Origin of the sequence: Streptomyces sp. NPDC056296, from assembly GCF_042268605.1 — a bacterium.
GTDB lineage: Bacteria > Actinomycetota > Actinomycetes > Streptomycetales > Streptomycetaceae > Streptomyces.
Window position 1 is genome coordinate 79978 of record NZ_JBHJRX010000014.1, and the last position, 21212, is coordinate 101189.

Here is a 21212-nt window from a genome sequence, read left to right on the forward strand (position 1 = left end):
CGTCGATGTCGGCGTTGCCGGCGGCGATGGCGGCCTGGTTGAGTTTGGGTACGGCGTCGGCGGTGACCTGGTCGCTCTGTCCGCCCTTGGGCGCCTGGAGGGTCTCGGCGCCCGTGATCTTCCCGCCGCTGACGGTGACACGGACCTGCACGGGCCCGTACTGGGTCTGCGCGGCGGCGCCGGTGAGCGTCTGAGTGCCCTGGGCGCCACCGCCCGAGCCCTCGCCGCCCGAGCCCTGTCCGGCGGACCCCGCGGACCCCGACCCCGCAGACCTCGCGGCCGCCTTGTCCAGCGCCGACTGCAGCGACTGCTTGTATCCGGCGCTGGTGTAGGTGGCGCCGGAGACGGCGTCGATGTCGGCGTTGCCGGCGGCGATGGCGGCCTGGTTGAGTTTGGGTACGGCGTCGGCGGTGACCTGGTCGCTCTGTCCGCCCTTGGGCGCCTGCACGGCCTCGGCGCCCGTGATCTTCCCGCCGTTCACGGTGAGCCGGACCTGTACCGGGCCGTACTGCGTGCTCGCCGCGTCACCGGTGACCGTACCGGCGCCCGCGCCCCGCCCGCCCTGCGGCGACTGCGCGGCCACCGGCGGCGCCGCGCCACCCGCCGCCGAGGCGGAGCCCGGGTCGGACGCCGGTTTCAGCGACAGCAGCAGCACGATCCCGGACACGGTCGCGGCGCCGGCGAGCACGGCACGCCGAACGGGGTGGCTTTTCCTCATCTGTCCTGGACTCCTGATGTCCGTCGCTCACATCTCGAACGACTCGTGATGGATACGGCGGGCGGGGACTCCCGCGCCGCGCAGTGCCTCGTACACCGACTGGGCGAAGCCGGGCGGCCCGCACAGGAAGACGTCGTGACGCTCGACGTCCGGGATCTTGCGGCTCAGGGTCTCCGCGGAGATGTCGGGGCGCTCCCCGTCCGGGCTGTTGACCGCGTACATCAGCCGGGCCCCGCGCTCGTCGGCGATCCCGGCCAGCTCGTCCCACAGGGCCAGGTCCTGGGTGCTGTTGGCCCGGTAGAGCAGGGTGATGTCACCGGACGCGCCGGGCAGCGTCTCGAACAGCGCCCGCATCGGGGTGATACCGACCCCGCCCGCCACCAGCAGTACCTTGCCGCGGCTGCGGCGCTGGGCGGTCAGGGCGCCGTACGGGCCCTCCGCCCACACCCGGGTGCCGGGCTCCAGCTCGCGCAGCCGGGCGCTGTGGTCGCCGATCGCCTTCACGGTGATCCGCAGCATGTCCGGGCGGGGCGCCGCCGACAGCGAGTACGGGTGCGAGCTGAACCGCATCCCCGGCGCCAGGAACCGCCAGCGGAAGAACTGCCCGGCCTCCGCGCCCATCCGGTGCAGCCGGCGCCCGCCGATCAGCACCGACACGATCCCGGGCGTCTCCTCGACCACCGCCTCGACCCGCATGCGGTGCCGCAGGTTGAGGCGGAGGGGGGTGAGGACGCGGTACCAGAGGACCAGCGCGGTCACCGTCCCGTACAGCGCGTACCAGACGGTCTTCGCGACGGGCTCGACGGCGAAGTCGTTGCCGGTGGTCAGCTGGTGCCAGAAGGTCAGGAACACCGCCACGTAGGTGAGCAGGTGCACGTGGTACCAGGCGTCGTACGGGATCCGGCGGCGGACCGGGCCGACGGACAGCAGTCCGATGACGACCAGCAGGCCAGTGCCGATGGCCGCCTTGCCCATGTCCGGCAGCTGGTTCACGGAGGTGACCGTCTGCTGCACGATGTCGCCGAGGCCCTTGCCGGCCTGGGCGGCGTACCCCCACATGATCAGGAAGACGTGGGCAAGGATGAGGCACAGCGTGTAGCGGCCGGTCATGGCGTGCCAGCGGGCGACCCGGTCGGAGCCCACCCGCCGCTCCAGCGCCGGCACGCGCGCCATCTGGAGCACCACCAGAGCCATCAGGTACCCGGCGAGCAGGCCGGTGATCCGGCCCGCGCCCAGGATCATGCCGGTCTGGTCGGAGATGGCGGGCGTGTTGCGCCACCACAGCCACAACACGCCCGCCGCGCCCGCCCACACGGCGAGCAGCAGGGGGACGGCGGGGGAGCGGCGCGGACGGATGCGCCGCATCGTCTGACGGCGGGCGGCACGGCCGCCGGCGAGCGTGGTGGTCACGGTTCCTCCGTGGGGACTTGACCCTTGGCCCACAGATACGCGCCGCACCACCGGAGCGTTCAGCCGGTGCCGGTACTCCCGCCCCCGTTCAGTAGCGCGTGATCGCCGTCGCCCCGCCCGAGGTGCCGATCGCGATGTGCGGCCGGGCCGCCGGGTCGGCCCACCGCAGGATGCGCCGCATCGCCTCCGGCGGTACCGACACGCACCCGGCCGTCGCCCCGCGCCCGTTGACGTGCAGGAAGATGCCAGCGCCGCGTCCGCGCACCGGGCGGTGGTAGTTGAAGCCGACGACCAGGGCGTGTGCGTACTGCGCCGTGTAGGTGATCAGGTGCTCGGCCTCGGCGGCACGGCAGTCGGCGGGGCGTGGTTCGGTCCAGCGGTTGTAGGCGCGGGAGGCGTTGTCCTGGCACCACCAGGAGTCCTCGCGGACCGGGCGGTACCGGTACGCCGTCCCGCGCGGCGCGGGCTCGATGCCGAAGGCGTACGGCAGGTCGTACAGCCCGGTCGGGGTGGTGTTCGTGCCCTGTTCGCGCGTCGCCCCCTCGGTCAGCCCGCCGGCCCCGAAGCGGGCCGGTGCGGAACCGGCCTTCACCCACCGGCCGCCGCCTCTGCCGCCGCCCCCGCGGTCCCACCAGGTGACCCGGCCCTCGGTCGAGCCGGTCCGCGGGGCGACCGCGGTGATCAGCTGGGTGCCGCCGCCGGTGTCCGCCATCCGGGCCGGCAGCGGCCGGGGAGCGGGCCCGCCGGCGGGCGCGGCACCGAGCACGAGGAGGGAGGCGGAGACGAGGACGGCGGTGACACCGGGGCGCATGGCTCAGACGGTAGAGGGGGGCAGCGGCAACGGCAGCCCGGGGAGGCCGTCCATGCTCGTCGCGATGTACTCCTTCTTGGTGAAATACGCGCTGAGCGAGGCGTCGTCCTCGCGGGCGAACCGCCTGCCGTGCAGGTCCCGGTCGCTCTCGTACGCCATGAAGGGGACGGCGTAGCCGCAGCTGTCGCGGACCAGTTCGGCGGTGACCACGATGATCGCGCGCAGTCCGTGCTCGGTGGTATCGATGTCCGGGAAGTGGGTGAGCAGCTCCGGGAAGCGGGGGTCGTCGCGGAAGACCGGCTCGCCGCGGCCGTGCACCCGGACGATGTTCGGCGGCCCCTGGAAGGCGCACCACATCAGCGTGATCCGCCCGTTCTCGCGCAGGTGGGCGACGGTCTCGGCGGTGGAACCCGCGAAGTCGAGGTAGGCCACGGTGAGTTCGTCGAGCACCGCGAAACTGCCCATGAGCCCCTTGGGGGACAGGTTGACCGTGCCGTCGCCGGCCAGGGGAGCGGTGGCGGTGAAGAAGAGGGGCTGTGCCTCGATGAAGGTGCGGAGTCTGCCGTCTATGCGTTCATAAGTCTTTCCCATGTCTAACGATTATGGAGTCAGGGGTGCGCGGATGTCCCACCGACCTGCGAAATTGACGAATCATGCAGTACTCTGCATACTCATGCATGACGGTGATGGCACGGTGAGGAGCGACACAAGTGAGCAACAACAGCGGTGACGTCCGGCTCTGGGGCGGCCGTTTCGCCGACGGTCCCGCCGAGGCCCTCGCGAAGCTGTCCGCGTCCGTCCACTTCGACTGGCGGCTCGCCCCCTACGACATCGCCGGCTCGCGTGCCCACGCGCGCGTGCTGCACGCGGCCGGGCTGCTCACCGAGGACGAACTGACCCGGATGATCGCCGGGCTCGACCGGCTCGAAGCGGACGTCGCCGACGGCTCCTTCACCGGCACCATCGCCGACGAGGACGTGCACACCGCCCTGGAGCGCGGCCTGCTGGAGCGGCTCGGCCCCGACCTCGGCGGCAAGCTGCGTGCCGGCCGGTCCCGCAACGACCAGGTGGCGACCCTCTTCCGCATGTACCTGCGCGACCACGCCCGGACCGTCGGCGGCCTGATCGCCGACCTCCAGGACGCGCTGGTGGGCCTCGCCGAGGCCCACCCCGACGTGGCGATGCCCGGCCGCACCCACCTCCAGCACGCCCAGCCGGTGCTCTTCGCCCACCACGTGCTCGCCCACGTCCAGGCGCTCTCCCGGGACGCGGAGCGGCTGCGCCAGTGGGACGAGCGCACGGCCGTGTCGCCGTACGGCTCGGGCGCCCTGGCCGGTTCCTCCCTCGGCCTGGACCCGGAGGCGGTCGCGAAGGACCTCGGCTTCGAGCACGGCAGCGTCGGCAACTCCATCGACGGCACGGCCTCCCGCGACTTCGTCGCCGAGTTCGCCTTCATCACCGCGATGATCGGCGTGAACGTCTCCCGGATCGCCGAGGAGATCATCATCTGGAACACGAAGGAGTTCTCCTTCGTGACCCTGCACGACGCGTTCTCGACGGGCTCGTCGATCATGCCGCAGAAGAAGAACCCGGACATCGCGGAGCTGGCCCGGGGCAAGTCCGGCCGCCTGATCGGCAACCTGACCGGCCTGATGGCCACCCTCAAGGCCCTCCCGCTCGCGTACAACCGCGACCTCCAGGAGGACAAGGAGCCGGTCTTCGACTCCATCGACCAGCTGGAGGTCCTGCTCCCCGCCTTCACCGGCATGATGGCCACCCTCACCGTGCACAGGGAGCGGATGGAGGAGCTGGCCCCGGCCGGGTTCTCGCTCGCCACCGACATCGCCGAGTGGCTGGTCAAGCAGGGCGTGCCGTTCCGCGTCGCGCACGAGGTGGCCGGCGAGTGCGTGAAGGCCGCCGAGGCCGAGGGCAAGGAGCTGGACGAGCTGACCGACGAGCAGTTCGCGAAGATCTCCGCCCATCTGACCCCCGAGGTGCGCACCGTCCTCAACGTCCCCGGCGCCCTCGCCTCCCGCAGCGGCCGCGGTGGTACGGCGCCCAGCGCGGTCGCGGTCCAGCTCGCCGAGGTGAAGGCAGACGTGGCCGGCCAGCACGCGTGGGCGAACGCCAAGAAGTAGCAGCCGGTGTGCCCGAGGGGCATCGCGGTTACGTTGGTCAACAGCTCAGCAGCTTCCACAGCTTCAGCAGCCGACCGAACGGAGCCCGCGATGCCCTTCGCCCGCCTGGCCGCGGCCACGACCCCCACCTGTCACATCGGCCTGGGTCTCGCCGCCGTCGGCCGCCCCGGCTACATCAACCTCGGCCGTGACCGGGACCTGCCGGCCGACCGCAGCGTCGAGGCGATGCGCGAGCGCACCCACGACCTCCTGGACGCCGCCTACGCGCAGGGGGTCCGGTACTTCGACGCGGCCCGCTCCTACGGGCACTCGGAGGAGTTCTTCGCCGACTGGCTCCGGGAGCGTCCCGACGTGGACGACGTGGTCGTCGGCAGCAAGTGGGGCTACACCTATACGGCCGACTGGTCGGCCGACGCCGAGCGGCACGAGGTCAAGGACCACGGTGTCGCGACGTACGAGCGCCAGCGCGCCGAGACGGACGCCCTGCTCGGCGACCGGCTCGACCTCTACCAGATCCACTCGCTGACCCCCGACAGCCCGGCCCTCACCGACAAGGAACTGCACGCCAAGCTGGCCGAGGCCGCCGCGCGGGGTGTCACCGTCGGCTTCTCCACCAGCGGTCCCGCCCAGGCCGACGCGATCCGTGCCGCGCTCGCCGTGACCGTCGACGGCGAGCCCCTCTTCCGTACCGTCCAGTCGACGTACAACGTGCTGGACACCTCCGCCGGGCCCGCGCTGGCCGAGGCGCACGAGGCCGGGCTCACCGTGATCGTCAAGGAGGGTATGGCCAACGGCCGCCTCGCGGAGCCGCATGCGCCGGGGGCCCTGGGGGCCGTGGCGGAGGAGACCGCCCTGGGCTGCGACGCGGTCGCCCTCGCGATGGTCCTGCGGCAGCCCTGGGCCGGCGTCGTCCTCTCCGGCGCCGCGACGGTGAACCAGCTCGGCTCCAACCTCCACGCCGCCGTCGTCGACCTCGACGACGACCAGGTGGCGCGTCTCGGCGCGCTCGTCGAGGACCCGGACACCTACTGGGAGCGGCGCGGGCAGCTGCCCTGGCACTGACTGTTCCCGCAGGGCGGTCTCGGTCGTGAGGTGAGTCACGCATGCCCCATGTGAGACAAAGTTGTCTCACGTGGGCTATTGTTGTCTCATGGCTGTTGATCGTGACCAGGTACTGCGCAGTGCCGCCGCCCTGCTGACCCGCAGAGCCACCGCGACCATGGACGAGGTCGCCAGGGCCGCCGGGCTGAGCCGGGCCACACTGCACCGGCACTTCGCCGGGCGCGACGCCCTGGTCCGGGCGCTGGAGTCCCTCGGCATCGCCGAGTGCGAGGCCGCCCTGGACGCGGCCCGCCTGGACGACGGGCCGGCGGCCGACGCGGTGCGCCGGCTCGTGCGCGAGATCGAGCCCGCCGCCGGCCTGCTCGCCTTCCTCTACACCGAGAACCAGCTGTTCGAGGGCGAGGAGCAGAACGAGGGCTGGGCCCGCATCGACGCCCGGATGGCCGCGGTGTTCCGCCGCGGCCAGGAGAACGGCGAGTTCCGCATCGACCTCACCCCCGCCTGGCTCACCGAGGCCCTCTACGGACTGCTGGGCGCCTGCGCCTGGGCCGTGACCGAGGGCCGCGTGGCCCGCAACGACTTCACCCACATGACCGTCGAGCTGCTGCTCGGCGGCGCACTTCGGAGAGAGTGAACCATGACCCGCACCTCGCAGTCGGCGCAGACGGCCGAGGCGGTGAAGCGCCCCGGCCGCTGGCTCGCGCTGTCCGTCCTCGTGCTGGCCGTGCTGCTGGTGGCCGTCGACGCGACCGTTCTCGGTCTCGCGACCCCCTACATCAGTGAGGACCTCGCCCCCTCCGGCACCCAGCTGCTCTGGATCGGCGACGTCTACTCCTTCGTCATCGCCGGTCTGCTGGTCTCCATGGGCAGCCTCGGCGACCGAATCGGCCGCAAGCGGATCCTGCTCGTCGGCGCCACGGCGTTCGGCGCGATCTCGGTCCTCAACGCCTACGCGTCCACGCCCGAGCTGATGATCGTCGCCCGGGCCCTGCTCGGCGTCGCGGGCGCCACCCTGATGCCCGCCACCCTCGCCCTGATCCGCAACCTCTTCCACGACCCGCGCGAACGCAGCCTCGCCGTCGGCATCTGGGGCGCCGCGGCGTCGGCCGGTGCGGCGGTCGGCCCGGTCGTCGGCGGGTTCCTGCTGGAGCACTTCTGGTGGGGCTCGGTCTTCCTCATCAACCTGCCCGTGATGGCCGTCCTGGTCGTCGTCGGCATCAAGCTCCTGCCCGAGTCCCGCAACCCGAACCCGGGCCCCTGGGACCTGCTCAGCGTCACCCTCTCGCTGGTCGGCATGGTCGGCGTCGTGTACGCCGTCAAGGAGGCCGCCGCGCACGGGTTCGCCTGGGCCACGCTCGCCGCCGGTCTGCTGGGCGCCGCCGCGCTCTACGGCTTCGTCCGCCGCCAGCTGACCATGCCGGTCCCGCTGCTCGACATGCGGCTGTTCCGCAGCCGCGGCTTCAGCGGCGCGGTGCTGGCCGACCTGCTGACCATCCTGGGTCTGTCGGGGCTGGTGTTCTTCCTCTCCCAGTACCTGCAACTCGTGCAGGGCAGGCGGCCGTTCGAGGCGGGCCTGGCGGAACTGCCCGCCGCCGTCGGCGCGGTGGTGGCCGGCCTGATCGCCGGCCGTGCGGCGCGGCGCTTCTCGGTGCGTGCCGTGGTCTCCGGCGGTCTCGCCGCCGTCGGTCTCGCGCTGGCCGCGCTGACCGTCATCGGCCAGAACACCGGCTACCCACTGCTCGGCGCGGTCCTGCTCGTCGTCGGCGTGGGCGCCGGCTTCTCGTTCACCGTCACCGCCGACGTGATCCTGTCCAGCGTGCCGGGCGAACAGGCGGGAGCCGCCTCCGCGGTCTCCGAGACGGCGTACGAACTCGGCGCCGCCCTCGGCATCGCGGTGCTCGGCTCCATCGTGACCGGCATCTACCGCGACTTCACCGGCCCGGACGGCACCCCGGCCGCGGCACACGAGTCGCTGGGCGGTGCGGTGGAGGCCGCCTCGGACCTCCCCGCGCACACGGCCGAGGCCATGCTGAACGCCGCCCGCCAGGCGTTCGTCGACGGCCTGACCCTCGCGGCGGGCGTCGGCGCGGCCGTCCTCCTGGCCGCCGCCGTGGCCTCCTGGTTCCTGCTGCGGGGCCAGCGCCTGGAGGACGGGGTGGAACACCCGTAAGAAGTCGGGAGCCGGCCGGGGCGTGCCTCCGGCCGCCCGGACCGGACGGGCGAGGCCACCCGCCGGGACCGCCGGTCACGCGCCGGCCCTCGACGAACCCGCTCGTCACCGCGTCGGCAAAAAAACCGGGGCGACAGGGGTCCGCTGGGCGTTGGGTGTTGGTCGCTGGGCGTTGGCGTTGGGCGCCGGGCGGACCGGCGCCGGTCCGCCCGGCCGCTCCGGCAGCCGGCGGCACCCGGCACTCGCCGGCACCCACCGGGGCAGCCCCCGGAAGGCGGCCTCCGCCTCGGTTGTCGGGCGCCATCCGCGCGGCACGACGCCGTTGCGCAGGCGCCGACGGCCGTGGGCCGGGTGGACGCCCACAACGTACAAACGGCGGGCCGCTCATCGAGCGGCCCGCCGTCCGTGTCCGTACGTTTCGCGGCCCTACGCCGCCTTCGCCTTGCTCGCGTACATGTCCACGTACTCCTGGCCGGACAGTCGCATGACCTCGGTCATCACGGAGTCGGTCACGGCCCGCAGGACGTAGCGGTCGCGGTCCATGCCCTCGTAGCGGGAGAACTCCATCGCCTCGCCGAAGCGGACCGTGACCTTGCCCGGCCGGGGCAGGCCCGCGCCTCCCGGCTGGAGCTTGTCGGTGCCGATCACGGCGAACGGGACGACCGGGGCGCCGGTCATCAGGGTGAGCCGGGCGATGCCGGTGCGGCCGCGGTAGAGGCGGCCGTCGGGGGAGCGGGTGCCCTCCGGGTAGATGGCGAAGACCTTGCCCTCGTCCAGTACGCGGCGGCCGGTCATCAGTGCCGCGACCCCGCCCCGGCCGCCGTCCCGGTCGACCGGGATCATGCCGACGCCGGTGAAGAACCAGGCCATCAGCCGCCCCTTGAGGCCCTTGCCGGTGACGTACTCGTCCTTGCCGATGAAGAAGACCTGCCGGTCGCACTTCAGGGGCATGATCACCGAGTCGATGAAGGTGAGATGGTTGCCGGCCAGGATCACCGGGCCGTCGCCCGGGATGTTCTCCACGCCCTCCACCTGTGGGCGGAACATCAGGCGCATGATCGGGCCGAGCACTGCCTTGATGAGCGCGAAGCGGGACAACGGGTCCTCCGGTGTCGGGGGTGCGGTATGAGTCTGTGCAGGTGAGGACATTACTCGCGGCCGAGGGGGTCACGCACGTCGGGTCATCCGGGCGTTACCCAGTGTTGACGTGCGTTCACCTGCGGTGCAGGGGGTTGTGCGGTCGTAATGCCCACGCGAGGATGTGAGGCAGGTCGCGTCTCCGGGGGAGGAACCGCGTGCCGATCCTCGCCGCACTCGCCGTGCTCTGTGTCGTCATGGCCGCCGCCGTCACCGTCCTGGTCCGCAGGGACCGGCGTCGTTGGTCCGGGGGTTCGGACACCGCCCGGATCGAAGCACGGGCGACGAGCGGACTGCGCGAGGCGCGCCGCTGGAGCCGTGCAGCCGACCCCTTCTCCGTGGCCACGGGGCTCGTCGGGCACCGCCACGACGAACGCGGCCACTGACCGCGTACCCCACCCGGCCGCCGCAAAGCCGACGGCACGTCAGGCATCCCGTCTCACCGGCCCTCCGCGCCCATACGACATCCCCACGCACCCGCGTGTTCCGGCCACGGTCTCCCGCTCGTCATGTACGCGCCCCTACGATCGGCCCGCACTGACGGTCAACGGCAGGAGGGCCCTGATGGGAACGCAGGAGTCGGACGAGCAGGCGGGCGGCACCGGACGGCGGGCGCTCCTCGGAGCGGCGGTGCTCGGCGCGGGCGGAGCCGTGCTCGGCCTGTCCGGCACGGCGAGAGCCGCCGACGCCCGGCACGGCGGGGGACGCGGCGGCGGTGTGAAGAGCCTGCCCGTCCCGACGGTCATCGGCCACCGCGGCGCCAGCGGCTACCGCCCCGAGCACACCTTCGGCGCCTACGAACTGGCCCTCGACATGGGCGCCGACATCGTCGAGGCCGGTGACCTGGTCCCCACCAAGGACGGTCACCTCGTGTGCCGGCACGAGCCGGAGATCGGCGGCACCACGGACGTCGCCGACCACCCCGAGTTCGCCGACCGCAAGCGCACGAAGTCGCTCGACGGCGTCTCCGTCACCGGCTGGTTCACCGAGGACTTCACGCTCGCCGAGCTCAAGACGCTCCGCGCGACCGAGCGCATCCCCGCCAACCGTCCGCACAACACCCTCTACGACGGCCGCTGGGAGATCCCCACCTTCGAAGAGGTGCTCCGCTGGCAGAACGAGCAGACCCGCAAGCGCGGCAAGCAGGTCTGGATCTACCCCGAGCTCAAGCACCCCACCTACTTCCGCAAGCTTGGCCTGGGAACAGAGGAACGACTCGCGCGGCTGCTGCGCAAGTACGGCAAGGACCGGAAGAACTCGCCCGTCATCATCCAGTCCTTCGAGCCCACCAGCATCCAGCGGATGAACAAGCTCGTCGGCAACCCCCTCGCCGTCCTGCTCTCCGGAGCCAAGAGCCGCCCCTGGGACTTCGTCGAGAACGGCGACCCGCGCACGACCGCCGACCTGATCACGCCGAAGGGCCTGAAGGAGATCGCCTTCTACGCGCAGGGCATCGGCCCGACCCTGGACCTGATCATCCCCAAGGACTCCGCCGGGCGGCTCACCGAGCCGACCACCCTGGTCCGCGACGCGCACCGGGCGGGCCTGATCCTGCACCCGTACACGATGCGCAACGAGAACCCCTTCCTCCCCGCGGACTTCCGCAAGGGCAGCGACCCGGACGCCTACGGCGATGTCTTCGGCGCGTTCCGGACCTACTTCGCCACCGGCATCGACGGCGTCTTCACCGACCACCCGGACACGGGCGTGCTGGCCCGCGAGGACTTCGTCAACAACTGAGCGACCGCCCCCGGTTGGGGTGACCTTCGGCCGTCCGGGCAACCCGCCGCCCGGGCGGCCGCGTCGACCTGCATATGACGCACGACCTGGTCACCTCCCTGCGCCCCCTGCTCACCGCCGAGGCATCGGCCGAGGCATATGCGTCGGGGGCCGAGCCCGGCGACCTCGAACAGGCGGTCTGGCTGCGCCTTCTGGAACGCCTGGAGGCCGACGGCCCGCCCCACGACCCGCATCGCTGGCTGCGCAGCGCCGTCCGCATCGAGGCCCGCCGCACCCGCCGTACACACCGCAACGAGCGGCCGTACGAGACCGAACCCGCCGGCGCGGCCGAGCACGAACCCGAGCAGTTCGCGCTCGCCGCGGCCAGGCACCGCGCCCTGCGCGACGCCGTGCGCCGGCTGCCCGGCCGCTGCCCCCGGCTGATGGAGGCCCTGCTGTCGCCGAAGGACCTCACATACCGGGAAATCGCGGGGGAGTTGGGTATCTCACAAGGCAGTCTTGGCCCGGAACGTTCCCGATGTCTGGGATGTCTGCGCCGATTGCTGACGCCGGAGGTTGCGGCTCGCTGAGGACGGGGATAGGAGTGGGGGACCACAGGTGATCAGGTGAGCGGGAGGCATGCACACATGGGCATGAGTGTGACCATCTCGGCGGCGACCGAGCAGGATGCCGAGCAGATCTTCCGGCTGCAGTACCTCTGCTTCCAGAGCGAGGCGGCGCTGTACGGCAACTACCGCATCGACCCGCTCGTCCAGACCCTCGACTCCGTGCGCCAGGAGGTAGTCGACGACTGCGTCTTCGTGGCGCGGCTCGGCGACGAGGTCGTCGGCTCGGTGTACGGCCGGGTGGCCGCGGACGGGGCGGCGTCCATCGGCAAGCTGTGCGTCCACCCGCGGCTCCAGGGCCACGGCATCGGCGCCCGCCTGCTGCGTGCCGCCGAGTCCGCCCTCGCCGAGGAGCGCGGCGCCAAGCGCTTCCGCCTGCACACCGGTCACCGCAGCGAGAACAACCTGCGGCTGTACCGGCGGGTCGGCTACGAGACGGTGGGGACCGCGCAGGGCGCGGACGGCGTGCCCATGATCGTCCTGGAGAAGCCGGCCGAGGCGTACGTGACCACGGCCTGAAGGTGCCGTAGGCGTCCGGGCCCGGACGCCGCTACGCGGTGCGGGCCCGGCGCAGCCAGTACACGGCCGAAAGCGGCAGCAGGACGGGGATGAAGAGGTACCCCATCCCGAAGTCCGACCACACGGTCGCGTCGGCGAAGGCGGACGGCTCCACCAGCGTCCAGGTGCCGACCGTCAGGACGCCCACGAGCTCGGCGGCGCAGCACACCAGCGCCGCCTTGCGGGCCGTCTCGCCGCCGCGCACCAGGGTGTACGTGATGAAGCCGTAGACGACGCCCGCGACGGCCGACAGCGTGTAGGGGAGCGGCGCCCGGTCGAACTCGGTCGCGATCTGGTAGGCGGACCGGGACACGGCGCCGACCACCATCACCCCGTACAGCCACACCAGCAGGATCCCGGGGCCGGCGATCAGCCGCTTCCGGTCCGTCTTCTCCTCCGTGGCCACCATCTCAGCCTCCCCAGATGTCATACAGCCGCACCTCGAGGACGGCGAGGACGACACCGCCGGCGGCGACCGTCACCGAGCCCCAGCGGGTGCGTTCGGCCAGCGACATGAACCCCGCCGCCGGGACACAGGCGAAGGCGCCCAGCAGATACGCCACGAAGATCGTCGTGCCCTGGCCGGGCTCCTCGCCGCGTGCCAGCTGCACGATGCCGACGACGAGCTGGACCAGCGCCAGCACCGAGACCACGGCCATGCCGATGAAGTGCCAGTCCTTCGTCGGCTGGTCACGGTAGGCCGCCCAGCCGCACCAGGCGGCGAGCAGCAGTGCGGCGACGCCGGTCACCAGCGTCAGGACGTCAAGCATGGCAGCGACCCTATTACGGCCCAAAAGGCCCGCCGCCCCCGACCCCGTCCGGCGACGACCGGGCGCCCCGTAGGGTCGGGGACATGAAGATCCACGCCCAGGCCCTCCTGTTCGACAACGACGGAACCCTTGTCTCCTCCCTCGATTCCGTGCGCCGCTGCTGGACGCGGTGGGCCGGCGAGTACGGGATCACGGCGCAGGAGTTCGCGCGGGTCGAGCTGCACGGGCGGCCGGCCGCGGAGATAGCCGCCGATCTGCTGCCCGCGGCCAAGGTGCCGGAGGCCGTCGCGCGGATCGAGCAGCTGGAGGTCGAGGACGTTCCGGGCGGGGGTGTGCACCTGCTGCCCGGCACCTGGGAGTTCCTCGGCGCGCTGCCCTCGGACCGCTGGGCCGTGGTCACCTCGGCCACCCGGCGCCTCGCCGAGGCCCGGCTCGGTGCCGTCGGCATCCTGCCCAAGACGCTCATCGCAGCCGACGACATCACCCGCGGCAAGCCCGACCCCGAGCCCTATCTGCCACAGGGCCTGTCCGGCGGATCATGCCGCAGACGCGGGGTCTGGCACGCCCATCTGCGGCGTTGTCGTCGGTTGTCAACGCTCCGCGTTGCCGCCCTCCTCCGCCTTGCAGCTGGACGCACCAGACCCCGCTCACCGGCGCCGATGAGGTGCCGCGGCTTTCCTGCGACCTGATCCGCCGGACAGGCCCTATGCGCCCGCGCCCTGGGCGTCGACCCGGCCGCCTGCGTGGTCTTCGAGGACGCCCCCGCCGGACTCCAGGCCGGCCGCGCCGCCGGCATGACCACCGTGGCGTTGGCCACAACCCACCGCGCCGACGAACTCGACGCCGACCTGGTGGTCACCGACCTGTCCGCCTTGTCGGCACTGGTCACCGACGCGGGAGTCGAGATCTCCGTCCGGGGCTGATCCACGCCCCCGCGACCGGCCACCGTCCACCGCTGTCCAGTATCCGGACAGTGGTGACCGGTCAGGACCGTACGTCTGCTTTACTGATCGCATGAGCACGACGAGCGACCGCACCCCTGCGACCGAGGCGACGATGACGCCCGGTGCTCGTTGTATGTGTCGAATGTGCGCCTTCTAGAGGGCCCCCGCACCACCTGAGCCTCGCGCCCCGAAGCGAGCGCCGGCTCGTACCCGCCACCGCGCCCCGCGCACGCGGCCGAGCCACGCCCCGCGCACACGTTTCTCCCCGGGTTCCCACGCCACCGCGCATCGCCACCGCGAGAACCGTGCCGCGTTCCGAAGGACCCCCAAGCCCCCGAAGAACAACGCCCCGTGCCCGGCGCACACCACCGCGCCGCGCACTCGACAGTGACGGAAACCCACGTGATCACCACATCGGGCCTCACGAAGGTCTATCGCTCACGCGGCCGCGAGGTCACCGCCCTGGACGGCGTGGACCTGCACGTCCGCGAGGGCGAGGTGTACGGCGTCATCGGCCAGTCCGGCGCCGGCAAGTCCTCGCTCATCCGCTGCGTCAACCTCCTGGAGCGCCCCACCTCCGGCACGGTCACCGTCGCCGGCCAGGACCTCACCGCGCTCGCCGGCCGCGGCCCCCGCGCCGGCAAGGAACTGCGGCAGGCGCGCAGCCGTATCGGCATGGTCTTCCAGCACTTCAACCTGATCTCCTCCCGGACCGTGCAGGACAACGTCGAACTGCCGCTGGAGATCCTCGGCAAGTCCGGGAAGGAACGTTCCCGCAAGGCACTGGAGCTGCTCGACCTCGTCGGTCTCGCCGACAAGGCCAAGGCCTACCCGGCCCAGCTCTCCGGCGGCCAGAAGCAGCGCGTCGGCATCGCCCGCGCCCTGGCCGGCGACCCCAAGGTCCTGCTCTCCGACGAGGCCACCAGCGCCCTCGACCCGGAGACCACCCGCTCCATCCTCCAGCTGCTGCGCGACCTGAACCGGCAGCTCGGCCTGACCGTCCTGCTCATCACCCACGAGATGGACGTCGTCAAGAGCGTCTGCGACTCGGCCGCCCTCATGGACCGGGGCCGCGTCGTCGAGTCCGGCACGGTCGGCGAGCTGCTCGCCACCCCGGGCTCCGAGCTGGCCGCCGCCCTCTTCCCGGTCGGCGGCGAAGCGTCCGGCGCCGACCGCACCGTCCTCGACGTCACCTTCCACGGCGAGGCCGCCACACAGCCCGTCATCTCCCAGCTGTCCCGCACCTACAACATCGACATATCGATCCTCGGTGCCGCCATCGACACCGTCGGCGGCCTCCAGGTCGGCCGGATGCGGATCGAACTGCCCGGCCGCTACGAGGACAACGTGGTGCCCGTCGGCTTCCTGCGCGAACAGGGCCTGCAGATCGACGTGGTGAACGAGACGCCGGGCGAGCCCGCGGACGCGCCGTCCCCGCTGGTGAAAGAAGGTGCCAAGTGACCTGGTCCGAGATGCAGCCCCTGCTGGAGCAGGCGTCCTGGGAGACCCTGATCATGGTCGGCTGGTCCACCCTGATCGCCGTGGTGGCCGGGCTCCCGCTCGGCGTACTCCTCGTCCTCACCGACAAGGGCGGCCTGCTGCAGAACGTCCTGGTCAACAAGGTCATCGGCCAGATCGTGAACGTCGGCCGCTCGATGCCGTTCATCATCCTCATGGTCGCGCTGATGAGCTTCACCCGCTGGGTCACCGGGACGACCATCGGCAGCGAGGCCGCGATCGTGCCGCTCGCCATCGGCGGCATCCCCTTCTTCGCGCGGCTCGTCGAGACAGCCGTACGCGAGGTCGACGGAGGGCTCGTCGAGGCCGTCCAGTCCATGGGCGGCAACAGCTGGACCATCGTCCGCAAGGTCCTGGTCCCCGAAGCGCTTCCGTCGCTGATCGCCAGCACCACCACCACGATCATCGCCCTCATCGGCTACTCGGCCATGGCCGGCACCGTCGGCGGCGGAGGTCTCGGCGACCTCGCCGTCCGCTACGGCTACCAGCGCTTCGAGAGCGGGCTGATGTGGATCACCGTCGCGATCCTCGCCGTCGTCATCTCGCTCATCCAGTTCGCCGGCGACCACGCCGCCCGCACCCTGCACCGCCGCGGCGGACGTGGGGGCGCCGGGCCCAGGCTGCGGCTGCTCAAGGCCAAGGAGCCCGCGGCGGCCGACGTGAGCAAGGTCGCGTAACCGGCCGCTCGACTTCTTCCCCGGACTCCCCGTCAACCCGTAACGGGGTCGCACCACCTCAGGAAAGGCACTTTTCGTGCGTAACACCGCCAAGATCACTACCGCTGTCCTCGCCGCCGGGGCGCTCACCCTCGGACTCTCCGCCTGCGGTTCGGGCGAGGACTCCGCCTCCGACACCTCCGGCCCGCTGATCGTCGCCGCGAGCCCCACCCCGCACGCCGAGATCCTCGACTACGTCAAGGACAACCTGGCGAAGGACGCGGGCCTCGACCTCGAGGTCAAGGAGTTCACCGACTACGTCACGCCGAACACGGCGACGGAGGACGGCTCGGTGGGGGCCAACTACTTCCAGACCCAGCCGTACCTCGACGACTTCAACAAGAAGAACGGCACACACATCGTGTCCGTCGTCGACGTGCACCTGGAGCCCCTCGGCCTCTACTCCCACAAGGTCGACAAGGCCGACGGCCTGAAGAGCGGTGCGACCGTCGCCGTCCCGAACGACACCGTCAACGAGGGCCGCGCCCTGCAGCTGCTCGCGGCCAACGGGCTGATCACGCTCAAGGACGGCGTCGGCACCTCGGCGACCCCCTCGGACATCACCAAGAACCCGAAGAACCTCAAGTTCAAGGAGCTGGAGGCGGCCCAGACCCCCCGCTCCCTGGACGACGTGGACGCGGCCGTCGTCAACGGCAACTACGCCATCGAGGCCGACCTGAAGCCGGCCGAGGACTCCCTCCTCCTGGAGAGCGCCAAGGGCAACCCGAACAGCAACCTCCTCGCCGTCAAGGAGGGCCAGGAGGACGACCCGCGCGTGAAGAAGCTCGCGAAGCTCCTCAACTCGCCCGAGGTGAAGAAGTTCATCGAGGACAAGTACGCCGGCGCCGTGCTGCCCTCCTTCTGACCGCACCGCCGGTCCCGCACGGGGTCCGTTCCGCACGGGGTCCGCTCCGCGCCGGGGCGGACCCCGTGGTGCGGTTGAGTGCTTTCATGCTGCATGCTGGGCAGTTCGAGTAGGCCCTGACGGTTACACAGGTTACGGAGCGGCGCATGACGAGCACCTTCCCCAACATCTCCATCAGCACGGAGCGGTTGGTGCTGCGCCCCCTCGACGAGGACGACGTCCCCGCCCTCGCCGCCATGATGAACGACGAGCAGGTCGCCGCCTGGACCCACGTCCCCCAGCCCTTCACCGAGCAGGCCGCACGTACCTGGATCGGCGAGTACGCCCCCGCCGAGCGCACGTCCGGCCGGGGACTCGACCTCGCGGTCACCGAGTTCCTCACCCAGCGCCTGGTCGGCACCGTCCAACTGACCAAGACCAACTGGCACGTACGGTCCACCGAACTGTCGTACATCGTCGCCCCCTGGGCCCGGGGCGAGGGCTATGCCTCCGAGGCGGCGCTCGCCACCGCCCAGTGGCTCTTCGGCGACCAGAAGTTCGAACGCATCGAGCTGCGCACCGCCGCCGACAACACCGCCTCCCAGCAGGTGGCCCAGAAGATCGGCTGCATCAGCGAGGGCGTCCTGCGCAACGCCTGCATAGCCCGGGTCCGCACCGACGACGGTGTCTGGACGGACGTACGCACCGACTTCATCGTGTGGAGCCTGCTGCCGGAGGACCTCGAAGGCGCGGTCGGGCCACTGACCGACAACGACGGTTTCACCACCTTCACCGACTGGAACTGATCAACGGGGGCTCCGACCACGCCACCGCCCCGCCCCCAGGCCGCACCAGGTACCCTCACGGAGCGCGCCGGCCAACGGTTCCGCGACCACGACCCGCGACATCCTGGAGACTGACGACGATGGCCGACCGGGTCACGGTGATCGGCTGGGACGGTTCGCCACTGACCGCCGCGGCACGCTCCGCACTGGGCGCCGCCACACTGGTGGCCGGTGCCGCCCACCACCTGGCACTCCCCGAGGTACCGCCCGCCGCCGAACGCATCCGCCTCGGCAGCGTCGCCCTCGCCGCCCGCCGCATCGCCGCCCACCGCGGCACGGCGGTCGTCCTCGCCGACGGCGACCCCGGCTTCTTCGGCGTCGTACGCACGCTGCGCGCCCCCGAGTTCGGCCTGGAGGTCGAAGTCGTCCCGGCAGTCTCCTCCGTGGCCGCCGCCTTCGCGCGCGCCGGTATGCCGTGGGACGACGCCCATGTGGTCGTCGCCCACCCCCGCACGCTGCGACGCGCGGTGAACGTATGCCGGGCCCACACCAAGGTCGCGGTCCTCACCTCCCCGGGCGCCGGCCCCGCCGAACTCGGCCTGCTGATGGAGGGCATCCACCGCACCTTCGTCATCTGCGAGGAACTCGGCACCACGCGCGAACGGGTCACCGTCGTCACCTCCGACAAGGCCGCCGACCACAGCTGGCGCGACCCGAACGTCGTCATCGTCGTCGGCGGAAGCGTCGGCCCCGGCACCGCGACCGACGGCACGGGCTGGGTCGCCGGCCGCGACCCCGCCGCCGGTCCGCGCGGCTGGGCCCTGCCCGCCGAGGCGTACGGCGGCGAACTCGGCGAGGGTGAGACCGACCTGCTCCGCACGGCCCAACTCGCCCGGCTCGGCCCGCGCCTCGGCGACCTGGTGTGGGACATCGGCTGCGGCAGCGGCGCCTTCGCCACCGAGGCCGCCCGCGCGGGCGCCGCGGTCATCGCGGTCGACCGCGCCCCGGACGCCTGCGCCCGCACCGAGGCCACCGCACGGCACTTCGGCGCCCAGCTCCAGATCGTGCACGGCACCGCCCCGCACGTCCTGGAGAACCTCCCCGAGCCCGACGTCGTCCGGGTCGGCGGCGGGGGAGCGGCCGTGGTCTCCGCGGTCGCCGACCGGCGGCCGCAGCGCATCGTCGCGCACGCCGCGACCCGCGACGCGGCCGAACTCGTCGGCAGGGACCTGACGGAGCACGGCTACCGGGTCGAGTGCGCCCTGCTGCAGTCCGTCGGACTCGACACCCGGACCTGGACGGAGACCGAGCGGAGCGTCGCGTTCCTGCTCAGCGGGGTGCTCCCCGACCGCGCCCCGTGATCGGCTTGTCATACCGCGCGGGGTAGGCTGGCGGATTGTTGTACCGCACTCGGACACCCGGCACTTCGTCGGTCAATGTCCGTAGAAACCCGCCCGATCCGGGCTGGGTGTGGTACGGCAGAACCGGAGGACGCGCAACGTGGCGCAGTCCACAGCGGGCCGTCGCGGATCAAGCTGTCGTGGCGGGGGAACGACCGCGACAATGCCACTCAATGGCTTTGTCGTCTTTTCCGGCGGGTCGTTCGTGCCGCTGGGCACGCACGCTCGTTCTTCACTACGGGGCGGTCGGTGCGCCGTCCCGGGTGTAGCTGGTCGTAGAAGCACTAACCGATGGGCGAGGGGTTACGCATGACCGACACCGGCCAGATCCCGGGCGAGGGGCTGCCGGAGGACGCAGGCATGGTGGAGCAGCCTGGCGTCCCCGCACCCGGCGCGTACACCTACCTCTCCGAGACCACCGCCGAGGACGAGGACCTGTTGTTGCTGCCGGGAGCCCAGAGCGCCTGGGGCAACGAGGTCGCGCCGCCCGCGCCGGAGCCCGTCGTCGAGACCGTGCACCAGCCGGGCCCGCACGAGATGTCCGGCCGCGACAGCGGCTCGGTCGACCTCGGCGGCGTCCGCCTGCCCGAGCCGGAAGTGACACCTGAGCCCGCGTCCGCGCCGGTGCCACCGCGCAGGCCGCTGCACCTCGGCCCGCCGATCCCCGACACCTCCGCGAGCCCGGTCCGTTCCCTCGCCGACCGCGGCCCGGCCGACGCGCCGGTGCGGCACGCCGGCCCGCCGACCGCCGGCCCCGAGTACCTCGACGTCCCGCAGGCGGCCGCGATGCCACCGCAGGGGGCGGCGCCCTGGGGTGCGCAGGCGGCTCCGCGGGCCCGACAGCTCTCGGAGGCCCCGGCCAACGCCGGGGCGGTGCATGCGGAAACGGTTGTTCCGGTACCGGAACAGGTGCCCGAGCCGGTGGGCGCGGCCCAGGCGCTCGTGACCCGCGTGGCGACGGAGGCAGTGGCGGCGACGGGCGGGGAGTCCGGCGAGCCCGGCGAAGCGGGAGAGGCCGAGACCCCGGTTGCCGACACCCCCGCCGAGGCCCGGACCGAGACGGAGACCGAGACCGAGACGGAGACCGTGGTCGGCGACGGTGCCGATGCCGCCGACGGTGCCGATGCCGACGCCGGGCCGGGCAACGAGACGACGTACGGCGCGGAGACGCCGATCGTCGGCGGCGAGGGCCAGGAGGCCGGGGGGGACGAGGTGCCCGCCCCGGAGGCCGAGCCGGAGCAGGTCGCCGAGCCCGTCCCGGGTCCCGACCCTGCGGAGGAAGCCGTACCGGCCCCCGCCGCGCCCACTGCGCAGCCCGCGCCCGCCCAGCCCGTCCAAGAGGCCCCCGAGCAGCCGGTGTCGGCGGACCCCCAGGTTCCCGAGGCCGCCGAGGCGCCCGCGCCCGAGCCCGTCCAGGCGGTTGAGCCGGCCGAGGCTCCCGAGCCTGTCCAGGCAGTTGTGCTGCCCGGGGGGGCTCCCGAGCCCGCCCAGGCGGTTGTGTCCGCCGAGGCTCCTGAGCCGCACGAGGCCACGACGCTCACCGAGGCACCCGCGGCCCCGGACAACCAGGTCCCCGAGGTGGTCGCAGGCGTCCAGGCCCCCGAGGTACCCGCGGTCGTCCAGAACCCCGACGTCGCCGTGCCTGAGCACGCCGAACCCGAACCGTCCCTGGAGGCACCGGCCGCGCCGTCCGTCACCGAGCAGCCCGTACCGCTACAGGAATCGGTCGAACAGCCGCCACATGCCGCGGCACACCCGCAGCCCGAAGCACAGCCCGAGCCGGACGCGCAGCCCGCACAGACAGCCCCGGCACACCCGCAGCCGGCCATGCAGCCCGCACCGCAGGACGCCGCCCCGCAGGACGTCGTAGCGCAGTCGGACGCCCA

Annotated in this window: 20 protein-coding genes and 3 pseudogenes; 16 read left to right on the forward strand and 7 right to left on the reverse strand. The window is 72.2% G+C overall.

The annotated features are described in order from the left end of the window. From ACFCZF_RS13095 to ACFCZF_RS13110, 4 genes are all read right to left on the reverse strand, one after another. The coding region (locus tag ACFCZF_RS13095; RefSeq protein ID WP_376671721.1) for an FMN-binding protein at positions 1-718 on the reverse strand (718 nt) is incomplete at its 3' end. A 27-nt stretch (positions 719-745) separates the two neighbouring features. Next, positions 746-2128 (reverse strand): ferric reductase-like transmembrane domain-containing protein, encoded by a 1383-nt coding sequence (locus tag ACFCZF_RS13100; RefSeq protein WP_376671722.1) that lies wholly within the window; start codon positions 2126-2128, stop codon positions 746-748. A gap of 88 nt (positions 2129-2216) precedes the next feature. Beyond that, positions 2217-2939 carry a L,D-transpeptidase gene (locus tag ACFCZF_RS13105; protein ID WP_375922371.1) on the reverse strand — a complete coding sequence of 241 codons (723 nt, stop codon included), beginning with the start codon at positions 2937-2939 and terminating at the stop codon, positions 2217-2219. Between the two features lie 3 nt (positions 2940-2942). After that, positions 2943-3530, reverse strand: a complete 588-nt coding sequence (locus ACFCZF_RS13110) for a pyridoxamine 5'-phosphate oxidase family protein (RefSeq protein WP_376671723.1) — start codon at positions 3528-3530, stop codon at positions 2943-2945. A gap of 119 nt (positions 3531-3649) precedes the next feature. Here ACFCZF_RS13110 and argH point away from each other — a divergent pair, with 119 nt between their 5' ends. The 4 genes from argH (at position 3650) to ACFCZF_RS13130 (ending at position 8309) form a co-directional block, all read left to right on the forward strand. Continuing rightward, entirely contained in the window at positions 3650-5077 is a 1428-nt protein-coding gene (gene argH / locus ACFCZF_RS13115; protein ID WP_376671724.1) for an argininosuccinate lyase, read from the forward strand. 90 nt (positions 5078-5167) lie between these two features. Then, positions 5168-6139 carry an aldo/keto reductase gene (locus ACFCZF_RS13120; protein ID WP_376671725.1) on the forward strand — a complete coding sequence of 324 codons (972 nt, stop codon included), beginning with the start codon at positions 5168-5170 and terminating at the stop codon, positions 6137-6139. An 88-nt stretch (positions 6140-6227) separates the two neighbouring features. Next, positions 6228-6773 (forward strand): TetR/AcrR family transcriptional regulator, encoded by a 546-nt coding sequence (locus tag ACFCZF_RS13125; RefSeq protein ID WP_375922361.1) that lies wholly within the window; start codon positions 6228-6230, stop codon positions 6771-6773. Between the two features lie 3 nt (positions 6774-6776). Then, positions 6777-8309: an MFS transporter gene (locus ACFCZF_RS13130; RefSeq protein ID WP_376671726.1), complete on the forward strand. Its 1533-nt coding sequence runs from the start codon at positions 6777-6779 to the stop codon at positions 8307-8309. 426 nt (positions 8310-8735) lie between these two features. On the opposite strand, the pseudogene ACFCZF_RS13135 reads toward ACFCZF_RS13130, so the two are convergent. Further along, a pseudogene (locus tag ACFCZF_RS13135) lies at positions 8736-9480 on the reverse strand (lysophospholipid acyltransferase family protein). Between the two features lie 124 nt (positions 9481-9604). Here ACFCZF_RS13135 and ACFCZF_RS13140 point away from each other — a divergent pair. The 4 genes from ACFCZF_RS13140 (at position 9605) to ACFCZF_RS13155 (ending at position 12310) form a co-directional block, all read left to right on the forward strand. Continuing rightward, a complete protein-coding gene (locus ACFCZF_RS13140; RefSeq protein ID WP_376671727.1) occupies positions 9605-9832 on the forward strand; it encodes a hypothetical protein in 228 nt (75 codons plus the stop codon). A gap of 178 nt (positions 9833-10010) precedes the next feature. Continuing rightward, positions 10011-11186 (forward strand): glycerophosphodiester phosphodiesterase, encoded by a 1176-nt coding sequence (locus ACFCZF_RS13145; protein ID WP_376671728.1) that lies wholly within the window; start codon positions 10011-10013, stop codon positions 11184-11186. Between the two features lie 74 nt (positions 11187-11260). Then, complete coding sequence (locus ACFCZF_RS13150) at positions 11261-11755, forward strand: RNA polymerase sigma factor (RefSeq protein WP_376671729.1); 495 nt, start codon at positions 11261-11263, stop codon at positions 11753-11755. Positions 11756-11812: 57 nt separating this feature from the next. Further along, positions 11813-12310: a GNAT family N-acetyltransferase gene (locus tag ACFCZF_RS13155; protein ID WP_375917814.1), complete on the forward strand. Its 498-nt coding sequence runs from the start codon at positions 11813-11815 to the stop codon at positions 12308-12310. 31 nt (positions 12311-12341) lie between these two features. Here ACFCZF_RS13155 and ACFCZF_RS13160 read toward each other — a convergent pair whose 3' ends face one another. Together ACFCZF_RS13160 and ACFCZF_RS13165 are read right to left on the reverse strand one after the other, a co-directional pair. Next, positions 12342-12758: a hypothetical protein gene (locus ACFCZF_RS13160; protein WP_376671781.1), complete on the reverse strand. Its 417-nt coding sequence runs from the start codon at positions 12756-12758 to the stop codon at positions 12342-12344. 1 nt (position 12759) lies between these two features. Then, positions 12760-13119 (reverse strand): hypothetical protein, encoded by a 360-nt coding sequence (locus ACFCZF_RS13165; RefSeq protein ID WP_210961514.1) that lies wholly within the window; start codon positions 13117-13119, stop codon positions 12760-12762. Positions 13120-13202: 83 nt separating this feature from the next. Here ACFCZF_RS13165 and ACFCZF_RS13170 point away from each other — a divergent pair, with 83 nt between their 5' ends. From ACFCZF_RS13170 to ACFCZF_RS13205, 8 genes and pseudogenes are all read left to right on the forward strand, one after another. Continuing rightward, the gene (locus ACFCZF_RS13170; RefSeq protein ID WP_376671730.1) at positions 13203-13808 is read left to right on the forward strand and encodes an HAD family hydrolase; all 606 of its coding nucleotides are present in this window, start codon (positions 13203-13205) and stop codon (positions 13806-13808) included. Between the two features lie 15 nt (positions 13809-13823). Further along, a pseudogene (locus tag ACFCZF_RS13175) lies at positions 13824-14042 on the forward strand (HAD-IA family hydrolase); the annotation flags it as partial. 423 nt (positions 14043-14465) lie between these two features. After that, positions 14466-15524, forward strand: a complete 1059-nt coding sequence (locus tag ACFCZF_RS13180) for a methionine ABC transporter ATP-binding protein (protein WP_376671731.1) — start codon at positions 14466-14468, stop codon at positions 15522-15524. Then, the gene (locus ACFCZF_RS13185) at positions 15521-16258 is read left to right on the forward strand and encodes a methionine ABC transporter permease (protein ID WP_375917823.1); all 738 of its coding nucleotides are present in this window, start codon (positions 15521-15523) and stop codon (positions 16256-16258) included. The genes ACFCZF_RS13180 and ACFCZF_RS13185 overlap by 4 nt, the downstream gene beginning before the upstream one ends. Positions 16259-16334: 76 nt before the next feature. After that, positions 16335-17162 (forward strand): MetQ/NlpA family ABC transporter substrate-binding protein, encoded by an 828-nt coding sequence (locus ACFCZF_RS13190; RefSeq protein ID WP_376671732.1) that lies wholly within the window; start codon positions 16335-16337, stop codon positions 17160-17162. Positions 17163-17308: 146 nt separating this feature from the next. After that, positions 17309-17947 (forward strand): GNAT family N-acetyltransferase, encoded by a 639-nt coding sequence (locus tag ACFCZF_RS13195; RefSeq protein WP_376671733.1) that lies wholly within the window; start codon positions 17309-17311, stop codon positions 17945-17947. Positions 17948-18066: 119 nt separating this feature from the next. Next, complete coding sequence (gene cbiE, locus ACFCZF_RS13200; RefSeq protein ID WP_376671734.1) at positions 18067-19287, forward strand: precorrin-6y C5,15-methyltransferase (decarboxylating) subunit CbiE; 1221 nt, start codon at positions 18067-18069, stop codon at positions 19285-19287. Positions 19288-19635: 348 nt separating this feature from the next. Then, positions 19636-21212 (forward strand): annotated as a pseudogene (locus tag ACFCZF_RS13205) (5,6-dimethylbenzimidazole synthase); the annotation flags it as partial.

What these genes read in the sequence shown, in the direction of transcription:
- ACFCZF_RS13105 (WP_375922371.1), bottom strand. Translation starts at nt 2,939, where the DNA reads ATGCGCCCCGGTGTCACCGCCGTCCTCGTCTCCGCCTCCCTCCTCGTG.
- ACFCZF_RS13110 (WP_376671723.1), bottom strand. Translation starts at nt 3,530, where the DNA reads ATGGGAAAGACTTATGAACGCATAGACGGCAGACTCCGCACCTTCATC.
- ACFCZF_RS13120 (WP_376671725.1), top strand. Translation starts at nt 5,168, where the DNA reads ATGCCCTTCGCCCGCCTGGCCGCGGCCACGACCCCCACCTGTCACATC.
- ACFCZF_RS13125 (WP_375922361.1), top strand. Translation starts at nt 6,228, where the DNA reads ATGGCTGTTGATCGTGACCAGGTACTGCGCAGTGCCGCCGCCCTGCTG.
- ACFCZF_RS13130 (WP_376671726.1), top strand. Translation starts at nt 6,777, where the DNA reads ATGACCCGCACCTCGCAGTCGGCGCAGACGGCCGAGGCGGTGAAGCGC.
- ACFCZF_RS13145 (WP_376671728.1), top strand. Translation starts at nt 10,011, where the DNA reads ATGGGAACGCAGGAGTCGGACGAGCAGGCGGGCGGCACCGGACGGCGG.
- ACFCZF_RS13150 (WP_376671729.1), top strand. Translation starts at nt 11,261, where the DNA reads ATGACGCACGACCTGGTCACCTCCCTGCGCCCCCTGCTCACCGCCGAG.
- ACFCZF_RS13155 (WP_375917814.1), top strand. Translation starts at nt 11,813, where the DNA reads ATGGGCATGAGTGTGACCATCTCGGCGGCGACCGAGCAGGATGCCGAG.
- ACFCZF_RS13160 (WP_376671781.1), bottom strand. Translation starts at nt 12,758, where the DNA reads ATGGTGGCCACGGAGGAGAAGACGGACCGGAAGCGGCTGATCGCCGGC.
- ACFCZF_RS13165 (WP_210961514.1), bottom strand. Translation starts at nt 13,119, where the DNA reads ATGCTTGACGTCCTGACGCTGGTGACCGGCGTCGCCGCACTGCTGCTC.
- ACFCZF_RS13170 (WP_376671730.1), top strand. Translation starts at nt 13,203, where the DNA reads ATGAAGATCCACGCCCAGGCCCTCCTGTTCGACAACGACGGAACCCTT.
- ACFCZF_RS13195 (WP_376671733.1), top strand. Translation starts at nt 17,309, where the DNA reads ATGACGAGCACCTTCCCCAACATCTCCATCAGCACGGAGCGGTTGGTG.
- cbiE (WP_376671734.1), top strand. Translation starts at nt 18,067, where the DNA reads ATGGCCGACCGGGTCACGGTGATCGGCTGGGACGGTTCGCCACTGACC.